The sequence below is a fragment of the Nitrosomonas sp. genome, from assembly GCF_019752415.1.
In the GTDB taxonomy this organism is placed as follows: domain Bacteria; phylum Pseudomonadota; class Gammaproteobacteria; order Burkholderiales; family Nitrosomonadaceae; genus Nitrosomonas.
In genome coordinates this window covers 1-24,880 of the sequence record NZ_JAIEME010000044.1, presented here as the reverse complement: position 1 = coordinate 24,880, position 24,880 = coordinate 1, and the positions used below count along the sequence as shown (strand labels likewise).

Genomic DNA, 24,880 nt, shown 5'->3' with positions numbered 1-24,880 from the left:
GCGAGCGAATCATGAAGGTGAGGTTTCCCCCATCTCAGTTCAGATTGCCGGTGCTGATCCCAAAATGCTTGCAGCTGCGGCACGTTACAATGTTGAAAATGGTGCTCAGATTATTGACATAAACATGGGTTGTCCAGCAAAGAAAATATGTAATGTAATGGCCGGATCTGCATTACTTCAGGATGAGAAGTTAGTGGAAAGAATTCTTGATGCAGTAGTAAAGGCTGTAGATATACCTGTCACACTTAAGATTCGTACCGGCTGGGACAAACAACACAAGAATGCATTAGCCATAGCACATATAGCTGAGAACTCAGGCATTCAAGCACTCGCTATTCATGGCCGCACAAGAGCTTGCGCCTATACCGGCACTGCCGAATATGACACGATCGCGGCTGTTAAAGCCGCCGCCAAGATCCCAATCATTGCGAATGGTGATATTACTACTCCCGAAAAAGCAAAATACATTCTTGCCTATACAAAAGCCGATGCAGTTATGATAGGTCGCGCCGCACAAGGCAGGCCATGGATATTTCGTGAGATAAATCATTATCTTGCAACTGATCAATACCTACAACCACCCGAAGTAGCGGAAATACATCAAGTACTCATTAATCATCTGCATGATTTATATGATTTCTATGGCGAATACTCGGGTGTTCGCATTGCACGCAAACACATATCCTGGTACACCAAAGGACTCGTTGGCTCTGCTGGTTTTCGTCAGTCAATGAATCAATTACAAACCAGTGATCAGCAAATTATAGAGACCAATACATTTTTCTCAAAATTAGCTGAAGAAGGTCAAAGATTGAGTTATCTCAAAGAAGGGAACAGTTAGTTTATGAATGCTATCAAGGAGAATGAAATTGCATCTTGTATACGCAAGGCTATCGGCGGCTATCTCAACGACCTGGATGGGGAGAAACCAGGGAATCTATATAGTATGGTAGTTCAGAGCGTTGAGAAACCCTTGATTGAAATTGCCATACAACATACCAATGGCAATCAAACTCAAGCAGCGGACCTTCTCGGAATAAACCGAAATACGCTACGTCAAAAAATGAAACAATTCCAAATTAAATGACTATTAAATATGCGCTCATCAGTGTCTCTGATAAAACCGGGATTATCGATTTAGCAAAAAAACTGATTCAATACGATATAACTATCCTGTCAACCGGTGGTACTGCCAGGTTATTATCTGAAGCCGGAATAACTGTTATTGAAGTCAGCGACTACACTGGTTTTCCAGAAATGCTCGATGGACGAGTCAAAACATTGCACCCGAAAATTCATGCCGGCATACTCGCGCGTAATGATTTATCGGATCACCAGGATGCGCTTGATAAGGCATGCATTCCGAATATAGAGCTGGTCATCGTCAATTTGTATCCTTTCAAACAAACGATCGCAAAACAAAATTGTAGTCTGGATGACGCTATTGAAAATATTGATATTGGCGGCCCTACCATGGTACGTGCAGCCGCCAAGAATTATCAGAAAGTAAGTGTTGTCACAGATCCTCAAGATTATTCATTGCTTTGTGAAGAACTGGCAGAGAATCATGGATCTATTAGTTCGACTACCCGTTTTATGTGGGCAAAAAAAGCTTTTACGCATACAGCTTCATATGACAGCGCCATCAGTAACTATTTAACTGCATTAGATACCGACTATCATCAAAAAGATTTTCCAGATTCCCTCAATCTGAATTTCAATATTGCACAGCACTTACGTTATGGAGAAAATCCGCATCAGAAAGCTGCTTTCTATCGCGATGAAACCATAACCCCAGGCAGTTTAGCGAATTATCAGCAGTTGCAAGGAAAAGAATTATCCTACAACAACATCGCTGATACCGATGCAGCCTGGGAATGTGTCAAAACTTTTGACAACCCGGCCTGTGTGATTGTTAAACATGCTAATCCTTGCGGCATAGCCATTGCTGAAACAACCCTGCGTGCCTACCAGCTTGCATTTGCAACTGACCCAACTTCTGCTTTTGGCGGTATCATCGCATTTAACCGAACCATAGGCACAGAAACAGTTGAGGCTGTTTTAAAACAATTCGTTGAAGTCATTATTGCGCCGGAAATTACGCAGGAAGCCCAGCAGCTTTTATCGCAAAAAAATAACATCCGTGTATTGATTCTACCATTACAAATTGGGCATCATCGCTATGATTTAAAACGAATCGGCGGTGGTATTCTTGTGCAAACACCTGATATTTTGAATATTAAAATTTCAGATCTTAAAATAGTCACCAAGATAGTACCCACGCCGCAACAATTAGAAGACTTACTTTTTGCATGGCGCGTTGCGAAATTTGTAAAATCTAACGCCATCGTATTTTGCAGCAATGGTCAAACCACCGGAATCGGCGCTGGTCAAATGAGCCGTGTTGATAGTGCACGCATCGCTTCTATAAAAGCACAGCAAGCTGGCCTCACACTTACTGGATCTGTGGTCGCATCGGATGCATTTTTCCCCTTCCGAGATGGTTTAGATGTTGTGGTGCAAGCTGGCGCAACAGCAATAATTCAGCCCGGCGGCAGTATCCGTGATAACGAAGTTATTGCTGCTGCTGATGAACAGGGTGTTTCAATGGTGTTTACCGAAATTCGTCATTTCAGACATTAGAAAATACAATAATATCATGAAGTTACTGGTTATTGGTGGCGGTGGCAGAGAGCATGCATTGGCATGGAAACTAAGTCTATCACCTCGAATCCAAAAAGTATTCGTGGCGCCGGGTAATGCGGGCACTGCCTTGGAGCGAGGACTTGAGAATATTTCAATCACATCCATTCCAGAATTAATTGAATTTGCAAAAAAAGAGCACGTTGCGATAACGATAGTAGGCCCAGAAACCTCACTGGCTGAAGGTATCGTTGATGCATTCCAGGCCGCTGACCTGAAAATATTTGGGCCAGCCCAGCAAGCAGCCCGACTCGAAACTTCAAAGATTTTTGCCAAGGAATTCATGCAACGGCACCATATTCCGACAGCAAGCTATGCAAGATTCCAAGATCCTGTACTAGCACATGCTTATATCGATCAGAAATCTGCTCCCCTGGTAATTAAAGCTGATGGACTCGCTGCCGGGAAAGGTGTTGTAGTTGCTCAAACTAATGAACAAGCACATTCTGCCGTCAACGACATACTGGTAGAAAAGAATTTTGGCAGTGCGGGCTATGAAATTATTATTGAGGAATTCCTGCACGGCACAGAAGTCAGTTTTATTGTTATGACCGATGGATGCCATATTTTGCCTTTGGCTACTAGCCAGGATCATAAATGCCTACTTGATGGAGACCTGGGGCCCAATACGGGCGGAATGGGCGCATATTCGCCAACACCTTTTATTTCACCCAGCCTACATGCGCAAATCATGCGCAATATCGTCTATCCTGTAATCAATGGATTAAAAGAAGAGGGCATCCACTATACCGGTTTTCTATATGCCGGATTAATGATTACTGCGGAAGATCAAGCAAAAGTACTTGAATTTAATTGCCGACTGGGAGATCCAGAGACTCAACCCATCATGTTACGGCTAAAAAGTGACCTGCTGACGTTAATAGAGCATGCTGTCAATGGAACACTGGATAAAGTTGATGCCGAATGGGATCGGCGTGCTGCTTTGGGTGTTGTGATGGCAGCGTATGGCTATCCGGAGAATCCGAGAAAGAATGACGTAATCGAAGGCCTACAGGATCTTATCATTGACCAAGAAAACACCGACAGTTTTCATATTTTTCATGCCGGAACGCGCATGGGAGGGAATGATGAAAAGGAAATTATGACGGCAGGAGGTCGTGTTGTATGCGTAACCGCATTAGGTGAAAACGTTAGAATCGCGCAGCAGAATGCCTATAAACTCATTGAAAAAATTCACTTTGATGACTATCAGATTCGTCACGATATTGGATATCAAGGCATAAACTATCAGCGAAAAAAAGTAACTTAAGAAAGAAATTGCTATGTCTAAATATAATTAAACAAGGATAACCCGGAAATTTTAATATAGGACTGCTGTGCGGCTTGAAGATACAGCTGTTGTCTTTGGAAATCTGATGTTGCTTTTGCAAAATCAACATCTTGTAATTGTGAAAGTAATTGCTTAAATTGAATATCTTGATCACTTCCGACACTTTCCAAGGTATCAATTTCATTCATCCGGGCCCCAATAGAGGACTGTTTTGTCAGCACATGCTCTAAGCTATTATTAATACTTTGTAGCGCTGTGCTTAAACTATTCGCAAGTCGAGTACCCCCAGGCTGCCCACTGGATGGCGTTTCAAGTGCTGTAATCAGATCGCTTACGGTTTTGAAAATACTTTGATTGCTACTGGGAGAAACTGTAAATTTATCCCCGTTCGCCGGATCACCTTTAATACTCACCTGTATTCCATCAAAACTGATTGTACTGTTACCTACGTAGGGATTGGCTGAAGAAACTGGTAATCCTGTTGTTGTATTAACAATATCATAAGTTGTCAAACCAGCCGCAACATTGAAATTTATATCGTAATTAGCCCCGGTTAAGCTCGCTGGAGTAATCACCGATCCACCATCAATTACACCTGTCCCTAAGTTTATGGAATTCGCAGCGGTTGCAAAAATACCGTTACCATTCTTTATACGTTCAAAAATATCCGTGCCCGAGTCACTGATAGCAAGTTGGCGTTCCGGCCCTACTTGATTCAATCTTTGCCCTTGATCTCCCGAATATTGCACATTTAATCCGGTCTGAACAAAAGGTTTTGTACTTGCTTGATAACCTGAAAATAAAAATTGTCCATTTTCATCCGTTGTATTGGCCAAGCCAACTAATGAATCCAACTTACTGCGCAATTCCGTCGCTAGAATCTTTCTGTCAGCATCTGTCAGTGTCGAATTTCCGCCATAGACAGTTGTGCCATGAACATCTTGAAGAAGCGAAGTGACTTGCTTTAATACATTTTCTTCCAATCCCAACGAAGAATTGGCGCTGGCGCGATTAACCGCATATTGCTTGTTCAATGATTCTGATTGTGTAATATTTAGTGCTTGCGCTGCAGCAATAGGATCATCTGAAGGGGCTAAGATACGCCTGCCGGTAGAAAGTTGTTGTTGCGTTTTAACTAATGACTCCTGCTGCTGCAGCATTAAATTAGTTCCAGTTTCATAAATTGTATTTGTACTGACGCGCATAATATTTCCTTAAGCCGAGATATATTTTTAACCAATACGAAGAATTGAATCAAACAGTGTATTACTCAATTCGATGACCTTACTTGAAGCTTGATATGCTTGCTGGAAGCGCATTAAATTAGCTGCTTCTTCATCCAAATTAACACCCGATACTGATTGCATGGTATTTTCAGTTTGTTTCAGTAAAGTAGCTTGCGCTTTACTGGTTACTTCCAACTCTCGAGTTTTATTACCAACTTGGCTCACGAGCTGTCCATAGGCAGATTGGTATGACGCTGTGCCATTTGCCAAAGTATTTTTGGTTTGTAACACACCCATCAACAATGCATTCCGATTATCAGCCGAACCATTATGGTTAGGCGCAACTGTGAAGATATCGCCCGCAGCAGGACTACCACTAATTTGGAAAGTATAGCCATTAAAACTAATATCAGTCCCTGCGGCATATGCTTGGTTAGTAGCCGGTAACCCAGTACCAATGCCAGCCACATCATATTGGCCATCATATGGCGTATGAAATGTTATCGTTAACGGCTGCTGAAGATTTGAGTTTAGTGGCAGTGGATTGACAGTTCCAGCACTGATTTTTCCTGAACCAGTATTTGTTAATGCTGCATCGGTACGATTAGGTCCAGCAGCAGCAATTTTTGTTGTGTCGGAAATATTTACTGCCAAATCCTTTGCGCCATTTATGGTTGGTTGAATCCGGAATCTCTCATTAGTAAGAATAGTTGCTCCGGTGACAGATATACCATCCAGCGTTAGCGGCGAAGCCCCTGTTGGCGCAACTGCGGTACTTACCGAGGTATTATCAGATGATCTAGTCAGAATATAATTTGTTCCATCATAAGAGAACTGATAATCGCTTGTTGTTAAAGCACTATAATCACTTATCCCTGCAGTAATACTCGATGCCGGATTGTTGCTCAATGCTGAAATTACTTTGGGTGAAGGTAACGTAAAGAAATCATCACCCATATCGCCATTTAGATCCATCCCTGACTGATGTTGCGCATTGAGAGTCTGAGCTAACGTAATAGCAATTCTTCCTAACGCATTCTGTGCACCATCCAATGTAACGCTACGAAATGACAAAACTCCGTTTAACATTCCCCCTGTAATCTGATTTTCTGGAAGCTGAACTGTATTACTTCCAATAACTAATCCGATTGTTAAATTATCTGGATTATCTGGTGATACGACTGCTTTAAATGAGAGGGTTTGAGTTCCGACTACCAGCGCTTGTCCACTACCCACATATACATTTACTGAGCCATCGCTTTGTCGCACCGTATCGGTATTTACTAATTTGTTTAATTGACTAATCAATTCATCTCGCTGATCCTGCATATCATTGGCAGGCTGTCCGCCAGCCGCGCCTTCTGCCAATAAGATCTGATGATTGATATCTGCTATTTGACTTGCTAAAGAATTTATATCAGCTACTGTGCTGGTAATTTGAGTATTTACGTCTTCTCTGATTTGTGCCATACGCTGATCCATACTTTGGAAACGCGCCACAAGGGCTTCACCATTACTTATCATAGCCTGGCGCGATGGAATTACTGATGGATTTGTTGCTACATCTTGTACAGCACTAAAAAAATTCTGGATTGCTGGAGAGAGTCCAGAAGAAGAATCACCAAGCATATTATCCAATTGTTTTATCTGCGAGAAATAACTATCCATCGCTTGGCTTTGTGTTTGAATCTGTAATGATTGATTCACAACAAATTGATTGTATATGCGCTGAACTGTCGTTGAGTGAACACCACGTCCAACAAATCCAGCCCCGGAAGATTGGGGTATATTGGTACTCAGCACAACCTGCTGACGCTTATAACCAGGTGTATCCGCATTGCTGATATTATGGCCGGTCGTTAACAATTGTCTTTGCGCGGTTAATAAGCCTGTAATACCAATGTCAAGAATACTATTTCCCATAATTAATATCCAATTCTAAATATCTAAAAACATATAAGAGTTGTAACGGTAAAATGATAAAAGAATTAACAAAACTTTCATTCATCAAATAAATTCACGATTCCGCAATGTTTCACTATTAAGTATTCGAATCAACTTCTCGGCATACAATGGATCAGTTGCATATCCCGCACGTTGCAAACCATTTGCAAATGAAGCAGCGTCAGTGGACTTCAATACTTTTGCATAGCGCGGGTTATCTAATAGCAAATTGGCATAGTCACTAAATCCCTCTGCATAAGAGTTATAAGCACGGAACTTTTCAACCATTTTCTGGGGTAAGCCGTTGACGTATTCGGTAGTCACTTTTTCCACAACATCTCCTTTCCAATTTGCACCGGCTTTGATCCCGAACAGGTTGTAGCTCGGACTATCATCTGCATGACGAACCTCATGTCTACCCCAGCCGCTCTCCAGCGCAGCTTGTGCCAGCATGAAATGCGGTGGAATGCCGGTTGACTGTGAAGCTATCTGTGCATGCGACAAAAGTTTTTCGATAAAATCTGTTGAATGATTGGATGATTTCTTTAATTGTGCCTCCAGCGGGTTTGGCACGAGAAATACGTCAGCAGATGAATTCATTTTCCCAGTCGGCATCGATGCATTCGATGAATTCAGCGCACTCGGCCATAACTGTTCAGATTTATCATTGGGGTGACCATCTTTAACCACAGCCCGTTGATTACTGGAATTAATCGCTGACATAATAGCATCTGTATTACTTATTGAAGTTTTTGATTCAATTGCATTATTAGCGCGAGTCAATTGCTGCACCATTATGTCGGCTATACCAATTCCTTTGGTAGCTAAGTGTTGTGATAATTGTTGATCATACATCTGTGTAAAAAACTGTGTTTGCTGACTATCAAACAGCCCATCTTTCGGCGTTGCCTCACGCATACTTTTTAGCAACATGTTCATAAACAATGCTTCAAACTGTTGTGCTGCTTTTTTCAAAGCCTCATCTGGATTCTGCTTGGCCATTAAATGCAGATCATCAATGCTCTTGGCATCAACTGCGAGCTTACTAGAAATATCCGGTGAGATAACCATATGCTTTAATCCAGTAATTAAATAATTTCCAACTCGGCACGCAACGCGCCTGCTGCTTTTAGCGCCTGTAATATGGACACCAAATCTTGTGTTGTCGCACCAATCGCTGTCAAAGCCTTAACAACTTCTCCAAGATCCGCGCCACTCGGCAATAGCATTAAATTCCCCTCGTCAGTACGTATTTCAACTTGTGATCTTTGTGCCACCACTGTTTCACCACGTTGTGCAAACGCTCCTGGCTGACTGATTACAGGTTCTGTATTGATAATTATTGATAAATTACCATGCGCAATTGCACTCGTTTCGAGGGTTACTCCTTGATTCATTACTACCGAACCAGTACGTGAATTTACAACAACTTTTGCAGATGCTTTTGCAGGCGTTATATCCAGACTTTCAATCTGAGAAATAAACGCAATGCGCTGACTATTATCAGCAGGTGCCCTTACCTGTACCACTCGGCCATCGATAGCTGACGCAGTTGAAGGATGAAGTCCATTAATGGCTTCGACAATACGATTAACCGTCGTAAAATCCGTAGAATTCAACTCCAGATTAATAAAATTTCCTTGCCCAACTGTTGTTGATATCTCCCGCTCCACGATAGCTCCGCCAGAAATACGTCCAGCACTGAGATGATTAATCTGCACACTGCTCCCTGCATTCCCGGCTCCAACACCACCAACCAAAACATTTCCTTGCGCCATTGCATAAACTTGATTGTCAGCCCCTTTCAGAGGCGTCATTAGAAGCGTCCCTCCACGCAAACTTCTCGCGTTACCCATGGAAGACACGGTGATATCAATTTGCTGACCAGGTTTAACAAACGCAGGTAACGTCGCTGTTACCATCACAGCAGCAACATTACGTAATTGTAAATTGGTACCAGGCGGCAAGTTAACACCCAATTGACCTAACATATTGATAATACTTTGTACTGTAAATGGCGTCTGGGTTGTCATATCACCACTACCATCCAAACCCACAACCAATCCATACCCTATCAATTGATTGTTGCGTACCCCTTGAATCGATGCCAGATCCTTGATGCGATCGGCCGCACTAATTCCCGGCACCAATAAGCCTATCACAAGAAAAAAACTAACAATTATGTTATTTATTCTCATGATCTTATTCACTTATTCTAAGGATAAGCATATTTTAAGTCTCAGACAATTTAGAATGGTGTAACGGACAGGAAAAATCGTGACAGCCATCCCATTGTTTGCGCCTCATCCAAATAACCATTAGCACGATACTCAACACGCGCATCTGCAACTTGTGTTGAAGAAACGGTGTTCGCCATGATATGAACTGGATTCACAATACCAGAGAGTCTTATATATTCTTGCCCCTGATTAATTCCGATTTGTTTTTCGCCACTGACAACAAGATTTCCATTTGGCAATGCTTCTATAACAGTTACCGTAATCGTACCTCTAAAATTATTTCTACTTGAACTTTCACCTTTTCCATCAAAGGTATTGTTTGAATTTGCTTCAACTGTTGCGTGTTTCGTTAAAAGGCCTAAAGGAATTCCTAAAAGGCTAGGTACTGAGAAATCAATACTTCCAGAGCGATCGACATTACTCCCCGAACTCTTGCTAGCATTGGTTGTTTCATTCAGATTAACGATAAGGGTATCGCCAACACTCCGCGCTCTTCGATCTTCAAATAAGGGGGTATAACGAACTCCACCTGTTGTGCTATGAATAGTCTGAAAGATAGCTCCATTAGGGTGACTCGCTACCGCCGCATGCTTTGGAGAACGAAAGGTATTGGGCTGATGGGTGGATGTTGCCGGTGTCATCGCACAACCTGATACAAGTAGAATGAAAATCAATGTATACGTATACAAGAATTGATTTTTCATTTTCAGATTGTTATTAATCATCACCTCACTCCAGAAAGCCCATTCAATTATAATTGCGCCAATTTCTGCAACATCTGATCTGAAGTTTCAATTGACTTGGAATTCATCTCATACGCACGCTGAGTTTGAATCATGCTAACCAGTTCTTCCACGACATTCACATTAGACGCCTCAACAAAACCCTGCTCTAGAGTTCCTAAGCCATTAGTACCTGGAGCATTCTGATTGGGTGTCCCGCTAGATGCGGATTCCATATATAGATTCTCGCTAATCTTTTGTAATCCTGCCGGATTGATAAAATTAGCTAGTTGGATATTACCAACTTGAACTGGGGCTGGTGATCCAGCCACTCCCACAGAAACAGTACCATCACGCGCTACAGTTATACTGGTAGGATTTGGTGGAATTGTAATCGCTGGTTGGATGGCGTATCCACTAGACGTGACAACCTGACCATTCATATCTAATTGGAGGGCTCCATCACGAGTAAAGGCTGTCGTTCCATCTGGCATTAAAACTTGAAGAAACCCCATACCTTTGATGGCAATATCCCCCCTATTATCCGTTTGTTGAAGTGGCCCTTGAGCAAATACACTTTCTGTCGCAACTGGTTTAACACCTGTGCCTAATTGTAGGCCAGATGGTAATTGGGTCTGTTGAGAAGATTGAGCACCTGGTTGACGCAAAGTTTGATACATTAAGTCTTCGAAAACTGCTCGAGCACGTTTAAATCCATTCGTACTAACATTCGCCAAATTATTTGCGATGACATCCATTTTGGTTTGTTGCGCATCAAGACCAGTTTTAGCAATCCATAAGGAACGAACCATAATCATTAACCTCTTAAATTTATTTTTTGTTTAAACTCTTAAGACCATTATTTGACTAGCCTGTTGTGCATTTTTCTGTGCGTTCTCAAGCATTTTCATTTGCATATCAAATTGACGGGCGAGCGCTATCATACTCACCATTTCATGTACAACATTCACATTGCTACCTTCCAATGTTCCATCAACAAGCTTAACTTTAGCATCGACTGCCGCAACCCCGCCATCTTTAAGGCGGAATAAACCATCAGCTCCTTTGACAAGATTTTCTTCCGGCGGATTTACTAGCTTAATTCGACCCACTGAAGCCACAGTATTGGGCTGTGGAGTAATCGGCACAGAAGACACGGTTCCATCAACACCAATTGTAATTCGAGTTTCTGGAGGAATCGTGATTGTACCGGTATTACCTTTTACTTTAAGCCCATTATGCGTTAGTAAAAGACCATTGGGGCTGACTTGCAAGTTGCCATTGCGTGTATAGGCTTCTTCACCATTATCCAGCTGCACTGCAATCCATCCAGAGCCTTTAATTGCAACATCTAGATCGCGACCGGTTGTTTGTAATGTACCAGTTGTAAAATCCGCATGAATTGTTGAATCAACCACGAAAGCACGTGTCGGCAATCCGTCGCCGAATATCGGCACAGCGCGAAATGCGTTGTTCTCTGCCCGGTAGCCTGTTGTTGCAGCATTAGCAAGGTTTTGAGCAACTGTAGCCTGTTGATTCAGCGTATGGTTTGCTCCAGTCATCGATGTGTAGATCAGTCGATCCATGAGTTTTTACTCAGTTATGGTGAGAAAATTAAAGATTAACCAGTGTTTGTAAAACAGCATCCTGAGTTTCAATTGATTTGGCATTCGCTTGATACATGCGCTGCGCAGTAATCATTTTCACTAATTCACTCGTTAAATCCACATTAGCATCTTCGACCGCAGAGGCCTGAAGTGCGCCCAGTGTTCCCGTTTTTGGCGGGCCCACCAAGGCTTGACCTGAGCTGGGTGTTTCTATCCAACGCCCATTACCAACAGGATTTAAACCTTGTGGGTTGACAAAATTAGCCAAAACAATTTGTCCCAGCGATCTCGTTTGCCCATTACTATAACTCCCTTGAATTAAGCCATCAGGGGATGTTGTAAAACCAGCCAATCGACCAGAGGTGTATCCATCTTGGGAAATTGCATTCACACCAAACTTAGATCCAAATTGTGTGGCTGTCGTCAAATCCAAAGAAAAAACTAAGGGAGAAGCTGCGCTAAGGCTCGCATCAATGGTTGCCAGATCGACTGACACATTAAAGGGCGCAATAGGAGCAGTCAATGCGCCGTTATCATCAAAAACTAATGCTTTTGAAGCTGCACCGTCCAGAGTAACGCCGATAGGTACGCCCGCCGCTGATGTCTCACCATCGACAGTTGCATAGGCATTCCATGTTCCCGCTGCAGCTGTTTTCTCAAAAAAAATAGAGAAAAGATGTGCATTACCCAAGCTATCGACAATCGTTCCAGATGTTGTGCTTGTATAGCTTTTTGGGTTATTCGCATCAAAAGGAGTCACTGTAGGTACAGTCTCACCTGAATTCAGATTCATACCCATTGTAAAAGTTGATGTAACTTGAGGCGGAATATCAGCGGTATTTAATTTCAAATTGGTTGGTTGACTGGCAACGATTTCTCCATTTGAATCTGCGATATATCCGGTAAGATTCGCCGCATTGGAATCGGTAAGAAACCCGTTGCCATCAAGACGGAACTGCCCATTCCGGCTATAACTGACAACACCTGCTTCACTCATACGAAAGAAACCCTGCCCGTTTATTGCTATGTCTAATGGATTATTGGTCGGTGAAATATTTCCTTGATTAAATATTTGCGCAACAGTTGATACTCTTGAGCCAATACCTACCTGAGTCTTGGAAGAACCCGCGCCATCTAATGAACTTGCAAAAATGTCGGTAAATTGAGCCTGGGATTGTTTATACCCAGGGGTACTTGCATTGGAAATATTATTTCCAATGACATCCAGATTTGTCGACGCAGCACTTAGACCACTTAAACCTTGCTGAAAACTCATATTGTTCTCCTAATCAAAATACCTGTTTAATGTCAGATAAACTGACCAAACCTAATTTGCCCATATCGAGCAGTGTGCCCTGCTCTCCGTGGGAAACGCTACTTACCGAACCTAATGAAAGCGTATTGACTTTAATGTCTTTTCCACCTTGTTTGGCACTCACTTCAAAGGTATATTCTCCATCCGCAGCCTTTGCACCACTATCTGTTTTACCATCCCATCCGATCGTGCTAATACCTGCTGGCCACCCTTTAAGATCTTCTATTTTAAGATGTTCCATATTGCGAATGGCGACTCCATGACTATCCAATATCTTTACTTTGATTTCATCGACCGGTTGAGCCAATTCAATACCAGCAATGGCTGCTTCTTTCTCTAGCTGCATAGATTTTCCTGGAACAAAAACATCACGCCCTATCATTCCCGTCGCTTCAATTGATTGGCTATCTTGATAATCGGAAGACAAAAGTTTCAGTGTTGTATTCAATTTATCGATGCCTGACACCGTACTAATCTGTGCCAATTGACTAGTAACCTCTGAATTATCAAGAGGTTTCAGTGGGTCTTGATTTTTCATTTGCGTCACCAGAAGCTTTAAGAATCGATCCTGGGTATTCTCAGCCTCCTTTTTAGCAGTGATCCCTGTCGTTGTAATCGATGATGATACTGTTTGAGAATTGGTTGATGGGACTGAACTCATCTTGTACTCCTTTATTGACCAATGGTTAGAGTCTTTTGCAATAGTGATTTGGTGGTATTCATCATATCGACACTGTTCTGATACGAACGTGATGCCGACATCATATTGACCATCTCATCGACGACATTAACATTAGGCATCGTCACAAACCCTTTTTTATCTGCTAGCGGATGTTGAGGCTGGAACAACTGTTTCATTGGAGATTGGTCGTGAATGACTCCAGCAACTTTAACGCCGCTTGCGCCATTCGCAGCCGCCTGTAATGTACTGAAAATCACTTGACGTCCCCGATAAGGCTCGCCAGTTGAGCTAGTTACACTGTCAGCGTTTGAAAGATTACTAGCCACCACATTCAAGCGTTGGGATTGTGCTGACATGGCTGAGCTTGAAATATCAAATACGTTAAATAATGACATGATTATCTCTCCTGCATCGCCATTGTTAAGTTTCTAAATTCATTACTCAGAAATGTGATACTGGCATCGTATTTGATTGCATTGTCAGCAAATCGCGTTCGTTCCATATCCATATCTACAGTGTTTCCATCGGCACTGGGCTGTAAAGGAACACGATATAATAAGTTGTCACCAATAGCACCTTGCGCAGCGGAATTAATATGCATCGAGGATGTCGTATTTAAAACCACTTTATTCAGGTTCGTAGTCAATGAAAACTTTTCATGTAGTACACTGGCGAAATCGATATCTTTCGCTTTAAAATTAGGCGTATCTGCATTGGCTACATTGCTAGAAAGTAACTCTTGCCTGGCAGCTCGTAAGCTCAAGGCTTGATGATGAAAATTTAATTCTTTATCAAGTTTGCTAATCATTTTCTATACACCCTAATCTAAATAGCTTTCAATTCACTTATTAGCACTTAGCATGCCAACTATAATAAATGTTCTAACAACGAAGTCAGCCCGCAAAAAAGGCTTGAAATAGACGCTATCTTCGAGCGTAACTTGTATTACAGTTGTTTAAGATATCTGTGTGGCGGCAATAATTGCCGAGAACGGCAAAAATGAATGGTTAAAATAAATCTATGATACGTTGCTTAGTGTTAATTCTCAGTCTGCTAATGCTTGTTTTCACTATTCCGGCATATGCATCAAAGCACAGAGCTATTGCGCAACATCAAGATATTGCTTTGATTAAAAACGCAATTGAGAATTTTCTATACAACAATACAGCCACGTTATCCGGGCAAGTTATCGTGAACGTGGGTCAGATTGACAGGCATCTTGCTTTACCGCAGTGTCCGCATCTAGAACCTTTTGTTCCAACTGGCGGGCGTTTATGGGGAAAAACCTCTATCGGGGTTCGCTGTGATAGTCAGGTTGCAACATGGACTATCTATGTACAGACTGAAATAATTGTAATGACAAATGTGTTACATATCGCACGACCCGTCACAGTCGGGCAGACAATCACCTATGAGGATATCGCACCACAGAATGTTAATTTGGCACAGATGCCGGAGGGGATATTCACGGATGTCGCACAAGTAATCGGTAAAGTAGCCACCACTAACCTTATTGCCGGACAACCATTACGTCCACAAATGCTGCGAGCACCCTACGTAGTCATACGTGGCCAAACAGTAAATCTGGTCGTTCAAGGACGTGGATTCAGCATCCGATCGGAGGGCCAAGCGTTAGCAGATGCGGCAGAAGGGCAAGTTGTTCAGGTTCGCAATAAATCCGGACGAATCATGAACGGATTTGCGCGCACCAATTCAATTGTTGAAATACAACCATAGCATATTAGCCAAAGTGCTTCCATTGTTATCAGTTGAGTGCTATTTGCTCTCACTTACGTAAACATGTGATCTTAACCCTCGATCAGACTTATAATTAAGATTCATTCAATATCCAAAAAACAAATATCTTTTTACACAGTGACAAATATAGATCTTACCGTTGAAATAAAAAGAATTCTGGCTGACGTACTCGGATTGGAGGGACGTCTCAATGCGATGAAATCGGATACCTTGTTACTCGGAAATATTCCTGAACTTGATTCCGTAGCAATCGTTACGATTATCCTGGCTTTAGAGAAGAATTTCTCCATCTCGATTAAAGATGACGAAATTAGTGCGAGAACATTTGATACGCTCGGTGCTTTGGTTAATTTTTTAGAACAAAAATTAACCGATAAAAATCATCTATCGATTAATACTTGAATGATGCAGATTGTATTTGAATAAGAATACTGCATAATTGCTGCATCTAATTCAGAATAAACTGGACAAAGCATTGAAATTACATCCTGCAAATTTTGCTCATCAATATATTTTCACCGGTTATGGGGACGGGCACCTATCGATTAATCAGATTCGTTACGAAAAGAACCTGATCGTTATGCCCGATCGCTTGATCGAAGACTGGCCGGTACTGTCAATTTCACAACTGGAAGTTCGGCATTTTGAAATGCTAATACCCTATAAGCCAGAAATTATCATTCTCGGCACAGGCATTACGCATAAATTTCCTAGTCAATCCGTTCTAAGTCAGATAACCAAAATGGGAATTGGAATCGAAGTGATGGATACAAAAGCCTGCTGCCGTACTTATAATATCCTGGTTGAAGAAGGGCGGCGTGTTGCTGCAGCGCTGCTGATCTAGTTTCCATCACTATAAAAAAAGCTCAGAATTTATTTCGTCGTATTGTCTAAACTAGTCAGGTCCGTCTTAAGTAATGCAATAATTCGTTTCAATTAAATCGCAAATTTAAAAAAGAAATGGCCATGACAATTATGATTGTGATAAATTCATGGTTGGAAAGTCAGATATAGTAGAATTGGCTTCCTTCATAATATTAATATAGGAGTTAAAAATGAATAAATTTCTTATCGCTGCAATCGGTTTAGTCTTTTTACTGGGTTCTTCTGCCGCTATGGCCAGTGGAAACAAAGAATCTGCACTGCCTCCAATGGCTGCACAGGACATTCTAAATCAAATGGGATGCGACGGTAAAAAAGCTGGCGAGAAAATTAGAGATCGTGTTGACGGTGAAATGGTTACTTGCCCAGCTAAGATTAAACAACCTAATTTTGGCAAATAATAATTACAAGCAAGTCGATTGATAGGTCAAGTAAGATAGGTGAAGGTTATTTTCATCTTCCACTCAAAATCGGTTTCAATGAATTGAGTAGTAGAAGTAAATATTTCGAGGCTATCGGCTTGGCCTATTATTCTGCAGTGAGCCCAGAGTATCAATCTAAAAAATAGGTTTAAAGTGTGGATTATAAATACAAAAAAATGGAACACCTGCTCCGATTTTTTTGAACAATCAACTCAATGACGCTTTAACCTTCAGAATGTTAAAAATATTTCATAGCATTATCTTCCGCAACCCATAACAAGAATACAAATTCTATATTATTATCAATAAATTGTTCATTGTTTCCTGATATTATATCTTAGAAAGACTCTTTAACTTTATGCAAATAAAGAACTAATTCAAAATTTAGATAGCAATGCTCGAAAAAATGTGGCAAACTATCCAGCAAATAATATCCAGGTATACAATCTATTCCTTTTGAATTATTTTTAATTTCAAAAATTAAATACCGGCAAGTTAAGATTATTTATTTTAAATACTAAAAATAATCTCGCATAGATTAAATACTCTTAACTGATACTCTCCTCGCTCATAACGAAAATATTTAAGTAGATTAAAAATGATTTGCAATTTCGGTCAATTGGAGAGAAGAAAGAATGAAACAGGTATTTTTATTATTTTGCGTCATATTTTTTTATACCAGTAACACCCTAGCACAGAAAAACAACCTAGATATCAAATCGCAAGCTGCGCTGGTTTTTAATGCGCAAAATGCGCATGTGATTTATGACAAGAATGCAGACAAGGTAATGCCTATTGCTTCTATCACAAAATTAATGACCGCCATGGTCACGCTTGATGCACGCTTGTCTCCGAATGAAAAGATCACGATTACGAATGCTGATATCGACAAGCTAAAACACTCATCTTCTCGATTGCCCATAGGCAGTAGTTATCCTCGTAACGAATTATTACGCTTGGCACTGATGTCCTCAGAGAATCGCGCCGCAGCAGCACTGGCTCGAACATATCCCGGCGGCACCAAAGCATTCGTTAATGCCATGAATCTAAAGGCTAAGAAAATTGGGATGACCAACAGTCGTTTTGTCGACTCTACCGGTTTGAATAGCAACAATGTAGCGACAGCACGTGACCTAGCAAAATTGGTTTCCGCTTCAAATAACTATGCTGCCATCCGTGAATTTTCAACGACATCACAGCATTCCGTATCACCCGGCATTAAGCGTGCTCAATTACAATATGTCAATTCAAATAGTCTGGTGCGCAACCAAGGATGGGATATCGATGTTTCAAAAACCGGTTATCTCAGTGATGCGGGGCGCTGTTTGGTGATGCAAGCCAAAATTTCTGGCCAGCCCGTAGTGATTGTTCTGCTGAACTCCTGGGGCAAAAACACCCGGATTGGCGATGCCAACCGCGTAAAAAAATGGATAGAGAGTAACCAGGGCCGCAGGCAAGTATAAAAATTCCAGATTCTAAGTCAGATTATAAACTTCGCTGTACTTACGCTTAAGATAATCAACGAAATAATCCGGATTCAAAGCTTCACCGGTAACGCGCTGAACAAGTCCCTGTGGCGAGTACAATCTCCCCTGACGGTGGATCTTCTCATTGAGCCAGTTCTTAATCGGCGCAAAATTACCTTTAGCAATATTTCGCTCAGTATCGGATTGTTCCCTCAGTAGCGTTTGGTAAAACTGACACGCATACATCGCACCCAGTGTATACGAAGGAAAATACCCAAACGCTCCCCCGCTCCAGTGTGAATCCTGCAATACGCCGAGCGCATCGGTAGGCGGCTGTATTCCCAGATACTTCTGCATCAATTCATTCCAGATGTGCGGCAAATCATCAACCTGCATCGAGCCATCAAACAACCCCTTCTCGATTTCATAACGCAAAATAATATGCAACGGATAAGTTACCTCATCCGCTTCAACCCGGATAAATTCCGGCTTACACGTATTAATCGCGCGATAAAACGAATCCACGGTAGCAGATTTCAGGTTATCCGGAAATGCCGCGCGGATCGTCTCGAAATAATGCTGACAAAAAGGCTTACTCTGCGCGATCATGCGCTCCCAGAATAGCGACTGGGATTCGTGAATTCCCATCGTCAGTGATTCCGAAGCCGGCAAATCGCCTAGCTCATGCGGGCGGCCTTGCTCGTAGAGCGCATGACCGGTTTCATGGATTACCGCATATAGCGATTCGACAAAATTATTGTCTTTGTAGCGCGTCGTAATGCGCACATCGGTCGGATGACTGCCACCGCAAAAGGGGTGCACCGACACATCCATACGACCTTGCTCGAAATTGAAGCCAATATCCTGGCTGATTTTACGCGCCAAAGCCTCCTGCTTTTCCAGCGCAAACTTACCCTGCAGAAAAGTAATATCCGGTTGATAAGAATGTGTCCGAATGGCATGAATCAGCGGGATCAATTCCTGCTTCAGGTGCTCGAATACCGGCGTGATCATGTCCATTGTCGTGCCGCGTTCAAACAGATCAATGTTTGCATCGTAGGGCTTTAAATCCGGCGACACACACTGCGCCCATTCTTGCTTAAGTTCCAGAAAACGTTTCAGCACCGGCGCAAAATCAGAAAATTTATTCTCCTGCCGCGCCATGACCCAAATGCTCTGCCCGCGCGAGCTTAACTCCGCCAGCTCCTGCACCAGCCGCTTCGATACTTTGGTTTCAAGTTCATAACTATGCAGCGCTTCACGAATATTGCAGCGCTCCAACTCACTCAAAGCATCAAAATCCTTTTCCTTAAGCTTGCTCAAGCATTCTCCCAGTGCAGAATCGGTCATACGTTCATGAATGACACCCGCCAGTGCCGCAATCTGCTTGGCACGCGCCTCACCGGCACCCGGCGGCATCATCACTTCCTGATCCCATCCCAATGTACTCATTACACCGCTTAAATACGTGATTTCTTCCAATTTCTGGACTAAATTTTGATAATGCTGATTCATATATCATCCCTTATTTATTCGAAACATCAGCCCTGCTCGCGATCTACCTGATTCCAGGGATAGCACTAAAATCACAAGCCCAGTATCATACCAACTTTAACACCAATCATTCACACCGCCATGCTCTGGATAAAATCACTGCACATCATTTTCATGGTCACCTGGTTCGCGGGACTATTCTATCTGCCACGTCTGTTTGTCTATCACGCTCAATGCGATGATCAACTCGGCAAGGAACGCTTCAAAATCATGGAGCGCAAACTCTATTACGGCATCATGACACCTGGCGCGCTGCTGACGGTGGTTTTCGGCGTATGGTTATGGCTGGGTTATGGTTTCTCCGGTGTCTGGTTATATGCCAAGTTGGCTTTGGTTCTAATACTGATTTACTATCATTATTACTGCGGAAAATATGTCAAAGCGTTTAAAAATGATGCCAATCAGCATAGTCATGTCTTTTATCGTTGGTTTAATGAATTCCCGGTGTTAGTTTTGTTTGCTGTTGTGATATTAGTAGTGGTTAAACCGGATTTGGTTTCGATGGTTTCCGAGCTTTAGGATTCCTCATGTACGTTCGGAATGACAGCCTTTTTATTTCGACAGAAGGAAGAAATCTACTACTTAGGGTTTATCAGAAATTCAGCGATCAGATTTACACTGCCAAGTAAGAATTCCTGTTTGAGATGACTTGGCTGGCACGTGCAAACAGGATTTCTGCGGGCATGGCCTTTTTTGTCACCAAAAATGCTATTTTGGCAGAAAGATTCCTCGGGGGAAAAAACTCGCACCAAGAGGAGCAGGCTCATGACCAGGAAAATGCTATTGGTCCATGCGACAGATGTATCAGCACGCTTGGCCCGAATTTTGTTGAGCCGGTAACCATTCTTTCCTTGGCAAAACTTTCCTTCAATCGGAATACGCTCGCGATATTCCTGCCGACATTGTGCTTTCAAACGCTTCAATTCATCTTTGTTTTCAAAGGCACTCTTTGGCGGACACTCCGGTGGCTTGCTTGTGAAGCGGGTATGATTGCGTTCCAGATAGGGTAGCTGCGATTATCACATGAACTATATAGCGTACCAGCAATGACGACTTCAAAACAAGAGAAGTAACGTTTTTTGTAGGCTTCAACTTGCGCTTCAAGATCATGGCCTTCATGCTGTGAACCCAGTGCAGCTTGTCGACATGCGCCAACCCTTGTCCCGTCAAACTCACGCTTATCTTGGCACCAAATCAGTTTCTTGCCTTGCTTTCTCCTGATAATGGGACAACGATACGGCTGACTGATACTGACAATGCGATCATTACAGCTTCTGGTGTTGGTTCTGTACATTTCATATTTTTGTCGGTAAAGATGGGGCAGTGCCCATTAGCAGCGCAACGACCAATTGGGTAACGGTATGGGCATATCAAGCGGGAATTCTGTCAGCATCTGCAGTATGCGGCGCCTTCTTAATTTTGCCGAATGGTGTGTCTGAATTCCAGATAAACTGCCAATGGTAAAGAAAGCGAGAAGTCCTTTATGCTTGAAAGTCTTTATCACGCCGGATTGTATACCGTAGCGTTACAGCCCGAAATTAATGCCGCACATCCATAATCATTAATTTGACTTGGCTTCTAACTGTTACAAGCGTTCAAGCAAAATCCGCCTGATTTCTTCATCCTTCAGAATGATGGGGTTGGTTTTCATGCTGCTGCCGCGGCAATTGGCGATGACTTTATCGAATGCGGTTTCTTGTAAGTTGTAATGTGCGAGGCGTGGCAAAGCAAGTTCGTCGGTCCAGGCTGTCAGCAGGTCAATCAAAGCAGTAAAGGAAGCTGCCGATTTTGAGAAATGTTTTTGGCAGAGAATTTCAGCGACCTGAACGTATTTTGCCAGTGCGCTGTTGTCGGGTTCGCGTGCCAGCATGCTGTGAATGTTGATTCGCGTAGCCGAAGCGACTAGAGTGCCGCAAACAACTCCGTGCGGAATCGGATAAAAAGCACCGAGTGGGGATGCCAGGCCATGTACCGAACCCAGACCAACTTGCGCCAGCGTAATGCCGGAGAATAGGGCGGCGTAGGCCATCTTTTCGCGATGTTGTGCAAGTTCCCCTTCCTGGCGATAGAGCGGAATCAGTGCGTCGCGGGCGGCTTGCAAGCCGCTAATCGCCAAGGAATCAGTGAATGCATTGGATTTGAGGGAAACATACGATTCCAGCAGTTGGGTCAACGCGTCCATGCCATTGGCGGCGATTACGCTGGGCGGGCAACTGGCAAGTAAATCCGGGTCGACAATGGCATATTCGGCGACCAGTTTGTCATGGCGGAAAGATTTCTTAAAACCGTTTTCACCTTGCACGCTGAGTACGGCGTTTTTGGTTGCTTCGCTGCCGGTACCGGCGGTCGTTGGCACGGCGATGAATGGTATAGAGGGCCCTTCGTAGGGCAATTCCGGGCCGACACCTTCGAGATAATCCATCACGGAGCGCTGCACTTTGAGTAATCCGGCAATCGCTTTGGCGGCATCCAGCGCGCTACCGCCACCAATCCCGACCACGGCATCAAAGGTGTCATTGGCATAAATTTTGACGAGATCATCGATCAGAGTGGGGGAGGGTTCGTCGGCGATTGTGCAATGTTGCCAGTTGATCGCATGCTGCTTGAGTTGATCGATAAAAGGCTGCCAGTGGTTGGAATCGGTAAAGGATCGGGTTCCTGTTATCAGCAAGATTCGCGATCCATAGCCCGCAATAATATCCGGTACCTTACTTAAGCTGCCTGCTCCAAATTCGATGCGTGGCAATCGGGCGATGGAGAAATTTACCATTAGCTGTTTACGACCGGATATAGACCTTGGTAGGCGACACCTTTGCGCGGCTCAACCATCCAATCCGCCACGGTATCTCTCCATGCTAGATAATGCGAAGTTTCTTTATGCGCAGCAGCATCTTGTTGGGTTTTATAGGCTTCGTAAAATACAAACTTTGCCGGATCTTCTGTAGACTGTAGAATATCAAAACGAATGTTACCCACTTCGCGAATCGAGTTTTGGTGGTTTAACCGGCAGGCTTCCTTGAATGCTTCTACTTTTTCCAGTTTAACTGAAACAGTGACGATCGTTACATGCATGATCTTAATCCTAAATTAATTGTTACGAATTAAATACCCTGAAATTTTCTGTATCCGGTTTTTTTGACTGTGTTTTCATCATACACCATCAGTTTTCCAAGCGACTACTGCATCGTTTTGTTTCAGTCAGGAGATTTTGATTGAGCGTTTATACAATCCACTTTGCTGATCATTGAAAATGATCGTGCAGTGGCCACAATATGACAAACTGAAGAGAAATTACGAAAGTATGGTTGCCATGGCTTGGGGACATCTGCGGCTACCTATGTGAAATGTCAACAGATCCTAAAACGATAAATCTGTACATTTTGGTAACAACGGGATAGGCCGCTCTATCGTATTCCCTGTCCCTAAACTTAGGTCGTCAGTAATTCTGCAACCACGACCAACAGAAATGTCTTGATGTAGAAATAGAGAATAACTATCTATTCTTCAGAAAAGTAATGTTAGAATTCTAACACTCAACTGATTAATCCAAGCCAGGAGTCTGTCGAACTTAAGGTCAATCTACTGCGCTAGTGGGATAACGGCTCATATATCCTCAATTTCTCGTTGCGTTGATTGATTATGCGCCTAAAAATAGAGAAGATATGCACTCACTCTCCCACTAAGCTCCCTACAATTGCTTAAGTCAGACAAACTCCTAGAGACCAATAAATGGATTAAAAGGTTTTGACAAGGTTCGCTTTCCTTGGGATTACTATGAAACTGACATGTATGAAATTGTACTTATGATTAACTGACCAATCACTACAAAGGATAAATAAAATGTTTGAAAGCTTAAAAAACCTGTTAAAACATTTTACAGGCAGTCAAGAAACAGAATCTACAACATCAACATCAGCCTCAAGCAACCAAAAAACAGAAGTAACCTCGAAGACTTCTAGTGAAGATAGCTTACAATATATTACGTTAGGAAAATTCAACTTAGGTATTGGATCTATTGGACCTGATACTCGTAATGATATTGATCAGACAGTGTTAAATGAAATGTATCAGGCCATCGCAATCGGCTTATTTAATATCCCGGTAAACGGTTCAGTGCCAGAAATCTGTGTTGACGGTCGTACCAATAAAAGTGGCCATCGTAAAAGCGCACCTTGCGCGGCGGGCGGTACATTAAGCGTCGTGTACGGCGGTGATCTTGGAAGCAACTCAGCTAGCATCGACCTCACTGAGGTACAGTTAACTGCAGAAACTATTAAAACACTTAAGGGAAAAGGGCATCAAGCCGGTGTTCATGGTGATGATCATAGTGACTGCGGCTGCGGTGCATGTGCCAAAGCACCGACGATTTATCAGCATATCACGGAACGCATCAATGATCTTGCAGCACTGATCAGCCAACTCGGAATTACTATTACTGAATCAGAAAGGGACTCCATTGTTCAGCAAGCCAAGAATCGATTAAATCAAGCTGGTTTTTTTGCGGAAAACAGAGCATCGGTAGTTCAAATTGCTCGGGATACAGGTGCCGAATATGAAGAATTGGTGGGAAAACACAATGAACTGGGCATTGCTTTAAATACACGAGCAGGTACAACCGTAGACCGTTCTGCCATTCGATCGAAGTATGGCCCACAATACGACATGTTTGTAGTTGACGCGTGGGCGTTTGGCAATGCTGCAAGAGATATCAACTCAACCGGCCATGAAGCAGATGAGCAACGCATCGCCAAGGCAATTACACTGCAAAATGTAGCCACCGCTTCCATTCTGGGTCACGGTTCTTTACGTATCATTCCAATCGCTTAACACAAAGAACTATTCAGACGCAACTCTATTTCTTCTGTAAATTGTGGAAGACTCAAAAATTGCGTCTGATATCGAGAACCTTTGAATAACCATCATTTCAAATGCGACAAGGAATCGATCAGGAAAAGGTTTCTCATTATATTCGGAATGACAAATATGGACATTGGAGATTCAATGGGTGAAAGCAACACTTAAATTGTATAGTTTACATTTTGGAGTGAGCTCATGAATTATCAACCCT

At 42.6% G+C, this 24,880-nt stretch carries 27 protein-coding genes; 11 read left to right on the top strand and 16 right to left on the bottom strand.

Going from position 1 to position 24,880, the window contains the following annotated elements; translation table 11 throughout:
• The 4 genes from dusB to purD form a co-directional block, all read left to right on the top strand.
• On the top strand, positions 1-841 hold an 841-nt coding region (gene dusB, locus K2P83_RS08405; protein WP_292928184.1), incomplete at its 5' end, for a tRNA dihydrouridine synthase DusB.
• Between the two features lie 3 nt (positions 842-844).
• A complete protein-coding gene (locus K2P83_RS08400) occupies positions 845-1,087 on the top strand; it encodes a helix-turn-helix domain-containing protein (RefSeq protein ID WP_292928182.1) in 243 nt (80 codons plus the stop codon).
• Positions 1,084-2,643 (top strand): bifunctional phosphoribosylaminoimidazolecarboxamide formyltransferase/IMP cyclohydrolase, encoded by a 1,560-nt coding sequence (purH, locus tag K2P83_RS08395; protein WP_292928180.1) that lies wholly within the window; start codon positions 1,084-1,086, stop codon positions 2,641-2,643. The genes K2P83_RS08400 and purH overlap by 4 nt, the downstream gene beginning before the upstream one ends.
• A 16-nt stretch (positions 2,644-2,659) precedes the next feature.
• A complete protein-coding gene (gene purD / locus K2P83_RS08390) occupies positions 2,660-3,973 on the top strand; it encodes a phosphoribosylamine--glycine ligase (protein WP_292928178.1) in 1,314 nt (437 codons plus the stop codon).
• Between the two features lie 17 nt (positions 3,974-3,990).
• Here purD and flgL read toward each other — a convergent pair whose 3' ends face one another.
• From flgL to flgB, 11 genes are all read right to left on the bottom strand, one after another.
• The gene (gene flgL, locus K2P83_RS08385; protein WP_292928176.1) at positions 3,991-5,199 is read right to left on the bottom strand and encodes a flagellar hook-associated protein FlgL; all 1,209 of its coding nucleotides are present in this window, start codon (positions 5,197-5,199) and stop codon (positions 3,991-3,993) included.
• A 27-nt stretch (positions 5,200-5,226) separates the two neighbouring features.
• Complete coding sequence (flgK, locus tag K2P83_RS08380) at positions 5,227-7,143, bottom strand: flagellar hook-associated protein FlgK (RefSeq protein WP_292928174.1); 1,917 nt, start codon at positions 7,141-7,143, stop codon at positions 5,227-5,229.
• Positions 7,144-7,227: 84 nt separating this feature from the next.
• Entirely contained in the window at positions 7,228-8,235 is a 1,008-nt protein-coding gene (gene flgJ, locus K2P83_RS08375) for a flagellar assembly peptidoglycan hydrolase FlgJ (RefSeq protein ID WP_292928172.1), read from the bottom strand.
• A 17-nt stretch (positions 8,236-8,252) separates the two neighbouring features.
• Positions 8,253-9,362, bottom strand: a complete 1,110-nt coding sequence (locus K2P83_RS08370; RefSeq protein WP_292928170.1) for a flagellar basal body P-ring protein FlgI — start codon at positions 9,360-9,362, stop codon at positions 8,253-8,255.
• A gap of 50 nt (positions 9,363-9,412) precedes the next feature.
• A complete protein-coding gene (locus K2P83_RS08365) occupies positions 9,413-10,129 on the bottom strand; it encodes a flagellar basal body L-ring protein FlgH (RefSeq protein ID WP_292928168.1) in 717 nt (238 codons plus the stop codon).
• A 26-nt stretch (positions 10,130-10,155) separates the two neighbouring features.
• Complete coding sequence (flgG, locus tag K2P83_RS08360; protein WP_292928166.1) at positions 10,156-10,938, bottom strand: flagellar basal-body rod protein FlgG; 783 nt, start codon at positions 10,936-10,938, stop codon at positions 10,156-10,158.
• Between the two features lie 30 nt (positions 10,939-10,968).
• Positions 10,969-11,712, bottom strand: a complete 744-nt coding sequence (gene flgF / locus K2P83_RS08355) for a flagellar basal-body rod protein FlgF (RefSeq protein ID WP_292928164.1) — start codon at positions 11,710-11,712, stop codon at positions 10,969-10,971.
• Between the two features lie 28 nt (positions 11,713-11,740).
• Positions 11,741-13,009: a flagellar hook protein FlgE gene (flgE, locus tag K2P83_RS08350; protein WP_292928162.1), complete on the bottom strand. Its 1,269-nt coding sequence runs from the start codon at positions 13,007-13,009 to the stop codon at positions 11,741-11,743.
• Between the two features lie 13 nt (positions 13,010-13,022).
• Positions 13,023-13,709 (bottom strand): flagellar hook assembly protein FlgD, encoded by a 687-nt coding sequence (locus K2P83_RS08345; RefSeq protein ID WP_292928160.1) that lies wholly within the window; start codon positions 13,707-13,709, stop codon positions 13,023-13,025.
• A gap of 11 nt (positions 13,710-13,720) precedes the next feature.
• Positions 13,721-14,125 (bottom strand): flagellar basal body rod protein FlgC, encoded by a 405-nt coding sequence (gene flgC / locus K2P83_RS08340; RefSeq protein ID WP_292928158.1) that lies wholly within the window; start codon positions 14,123-14,125, stop codon positions 13,721-13,723.
• Between the two features lie 2 nt (positions 14,126-14,127).
• Positions 14,128-14,538: a flagellar basal body rod protein FlgB gene (flgB, locus tag K2P83_RS08335; RefSeq protein WP_292928156.1), complete on the bottom strand. Its 411-nt coding sequence runs from the start codon at positions 14,536-14,538 to the stop codon at positions 14,128-14,130.
• Positions 14,539-14,750: 212 nt separating this feature from the next.
• Between flgB and flgA the strand changes: the two genes are divergently transcribed.
• The 5 genes from flgA (at position 14,751) to pbpG (ending at position 18,255) form a co-directional block, all read left to right on the top strand.
• On the top strand, positions 14,751-15,467 hold the full coding sequence (gene flgA / locus K2P83_RS08330) for a flagellar basal body P-ring formation chaperone FlgA (RefSeq protein WP_292928154.1): 717 nt from the start codon (positions 14,751-14,753) through the stop codon (positions 15,465-15,467).
• A 138-nt stretch (positions 15,468-15,605) separates the two neighbouring features.
• Positions 15,606-15,890, top strand: coding sequence for a phosphopantetheine-binding protein (locus tag K2P83_RS08325; protein WP_292928152.1), 285 nt, complete (start codon positions 15,606-15,608; stop codon positions 15,888-15,890).
• Between the two features lie 73 nt (positions 15,891-15,963).
• Positions 15,964-16,332, top strand: a complete 369-nt coding sequence (locus tag K2P83_RS08320) for an Mth938-like domain-containing protein (RefSeq protein ID WP_292928150.1) — start codon at positions 15,964-15,966, stop codon at positions 16,330-16,332.
• A gap of 211 nt (positions 16,333-16,543) precedes the next feature.
• Positions 16,544-16,771, top strand: a complete 228-nt coding sequence (locus tag K2P83_RS08315; RefSeq protein ID WP_292928148.1) for a hypothetical protein — start codon at positions 16,544-16,546, stop codon at positions 16,769-16,771.
• 656 nt (positions 16,772-17,427) lie between these two features.
• Complete coding sequence (gene pbpG, locus K2P83_RS08310; RefSeq protein WP_292928146.1) at positions 17,428-18,255, top strand: D-alanyl-D-alanine endopeptidase; 828 nt, start codon at positions 17,428-17,430, stop codon at positions 18,253-18,255.
• Between the two features lie 12 nt (positions 18,256-18,267).
• Here pbpG and K2P83_RS08305 read toward each other — a convergent pair whose 3' ends face one another.
• Positions 18,268-19,773, bottom strand: coding sequence for a carboxypeptidase M32 (locus K2P83_RS08305; protein WP_292928144.1), 1,506 nt, complete (start codon positions 19,771-19,773; stop codon positions 18,268-18,270).
• A gap of 120 nt (positions 19,774-19,893) precedes the next feature.
• On the opposite strand from K2P83_RS08305, the gene hemJ reads away from it, so the two are divergent.
• Positions 19,894-20,331, top strand: a complete 438-nt coding sequence (gene hemJ, locus K2P83_RS08300; RefSeq protein ID WP_292928142.1) for a protoporphyrinogen oxidase HemJ — start codon at positions 19,894-19,896, stop codon at positions 20,329-20,331.
• A 59-nt stretch (positions 20,332-20,390) separates the two neighbouring features.
• Here the strand turns inward: hemJ and K2P83_RS08295 are convergent, their stop codons facing one another.
• The 4 genes from K2P83_RS08295 to K2P83_RS08280 all read right to left on the bottom strand — a co-directional run bounded on the left by K2P83_RS08295 (position 20,391) and on the right by K2P83_RS08280 (position 22,884).
• Positions 20,391-20,726, bottom strand: a complete 336-nt coding sequence (locus tag K2P83_RS08295) for a hypothetical protein (RefSeq protein ID WP_292928140.1) — start codon at positions 20,724-20,726, stop codon at positions 20,391-20,393.
• A 5-nt stretch (positions 20,727-20,731) separates the two neighbouring features.
• Positions 20,732-21,106, bottom strand: coding sequence for a hypothetical protein (locus K2P83_RS08290; RefSeq protein WP_292928138.1), 375 nt, complete (start codon positions 21,104-21,106; stop codon positions 20,732-20,734).
• 291 nt (positions 21,107-21,397) lie between these two features.
• Positions 21,398-22,582 (bottom strand): iron-containing alcohol dehydrogenase, encoded by a 1,185-nt coding sequence (locus tag K2P83_RS08285; protein ID WP_292928136.1) that lies wholly within the window; start codon positions 22,580-22,582, stop codon positions 21,398-21,400.
• Positions 22,582-22,884 carry an antibiotic biosynthesis monooxygenase gene (locus tag K2P83_RS08280; protein ID WP_292928134.1) on the bottom strand — a complete coding sequence of 101 codons (303 nt, stop codon included), beginning with the start codon at positions 22,882-22,884 and terminating at the stop codon, positions 22,582-22,584. Before K2P83_RS08280 ends, K2P83_RS08285 begins: the two co-directional genes overlap by 1 nt.
• Before the next feature lie 768 nt (positions 22,885-23,652).
• On the opposite strand from K2P83_RS08280, the gene K2P83_RS08275 reads away from it, so the two are divergent.
• Positions 23,653-24,639: a cadmium-containing carbonic anhydrase gene (locus K2P83_RS08275; protein WP_292928132.1), complete on the top strand. Its 987-nt coding sequence runs from the start codon at positions 23,653-23,655 to the stop codon at positions 24,637-24,639.
• Positions 24,640-24,880 lie beyond the last annotated feature (241 nt).

Coding starts and splice junctions, on each gene's coding strand:
- K2P83_RS08400 (WP_292928182.1), top strand. CDS start 845: ATGAATGCTATCAAGGAGAATGAAATTGCATCTTGTATACGCAAGGCT.
- purH (WP_292928180.1), top strand. CDS start 1,084: ATGACTATTAAATATGCGCTCATCAGTGTCTCTGATAAAACCGGGATT.
- purD (WP_292928178.1), top strand. CDS start 2,660: ATGAAGTTACTGGTTATTGGTGGCGGTGGCAGAGAGCATGCATTGGCA.
- flgL (WP_292928176.1), bottom strand. CDS start 5,199: ATGCGCGTCAGTACAAATACAATTTATGAAACTGGAACTAATTTAATG.
- flgK (WP_292928174.1), bottom strand. CDS start 7,143: ATGGGAAATAGTATTCTTGACATTGGTATTACAGGCTTATTAACCGCG.
- flgJ (WP_292928172.1), bottom strand. CDS start 8,235: ATGGTTATCTCACCGGATATTTCTAGTAAGCTCGCAGTTGATGCCAAG.
- K2P83_RS08370 (WP_292928170.1), bottom strand. CDS start 9,362: ATGAGAATAAATAACATAATTGTTAGTTTTTTTCTTGTGATAGGCTTA.
- K2P83_RS08365 (WP_292928168.1), bottom strand. CDS start 10,129: ATGATTAATAACAATCTGAAAATGAAAAATCAATTCTTGTATACGTAT.
- flgG (WP_292928166.1), bottom strand. CDS start 10,938: ATGGTTCGTTCCTTATGGATTGCTAAAACTGGTCTTGATGCGCAACAA.
- flgF (WP_292928164.1), bottom strand. CDS start 11,712: ATGGATCGACTGATCTACACATCGATGACTGGAGCAAACCATACGCTG.
- flgE (WP_292928162.1), bottom strand. CDS start 13,009: ATGAGTTTTCAGCAAGGTTTAAGTGGTCTAAGTGCTGCGTCGACAAAT.
- K2P83_RS08345 (WP_292928160.1), bottom strand. CDS start 13,709: ATGAGTTCAGTCCCATCAACCAATTCTCAAACAGTATCATCATCGATT.
- flgC (WP_292928158.1), bottom strand. CDS start 14,125: ATGTCATTATTTAACGTATTTGATATTTCAAGCTCAGCCATGTCAGCA.
- flgB (WP_292928156.1), bottom strand. CDS start 14,538: ATGATTAGCAAACTTGATAAAGAATTAAATTTTCATCATCAAGCCTTG.
- flgA (WP_292928154.1), top strand. CDS start 14,751: ATGATACGTTGCTTAGTGTTAATTCTCAGTCTGCTAATGCTTGTTTTC.
- K2P83_RS08315 (WP_292928148.1), top strand. CDS start 16,544: ATGAATAAATTTCTTATCGCTGCAATCGGTTTAGTCTTTTTACTGGGT.
- pbpG (WP_292928146.1), top strand. CDS start 17,428: ATGAAACAGGTATTTTTATTATTTTGCGTCATATTTTTTTATACCAGT.
- K2P83_RS08305 (WP_292928144.1), bottom strand. CDS start 19,773: ATGAATCAGCATTATCAAAATTTAGTCCAGAAATTGGAAGAAATCACG.
- hemJ (WP_292928142.1), top strand. CDS start 19,894: ATGCTCTGGATAAAATCACTGCACATCATTTTCATGGTCACCTGGTTC.
- K2P83_RS08290 (WP_292928138.1), bottom strand. CDS start 21,106: ATGTACAGAACCAACACCAGAAGCTGTAATGATCGCATTGTCAGTATC.
- K2P83_RS08285 (WP_292928136.1), bottom strand. CDS start 22,582: ATGGTAAATTTCTCCATCGCCCGATTGCCACGCATCGAATTTGGAGCA.
- K2P83_RS08280 (WP_292928134.1), bottom strand. CDS start 22,884: ATGCATGTAACGATCGTCACTGTTTCAGTTAAACTGGAAAAAGTAGAA.
- K2P83_RS08275 (WP_292928132.1), top strand. CDS start 23,653: ATGTTTGAAAGCTTAAAAAACCTGTTAAAACATTTTACAGGCAGTCAA.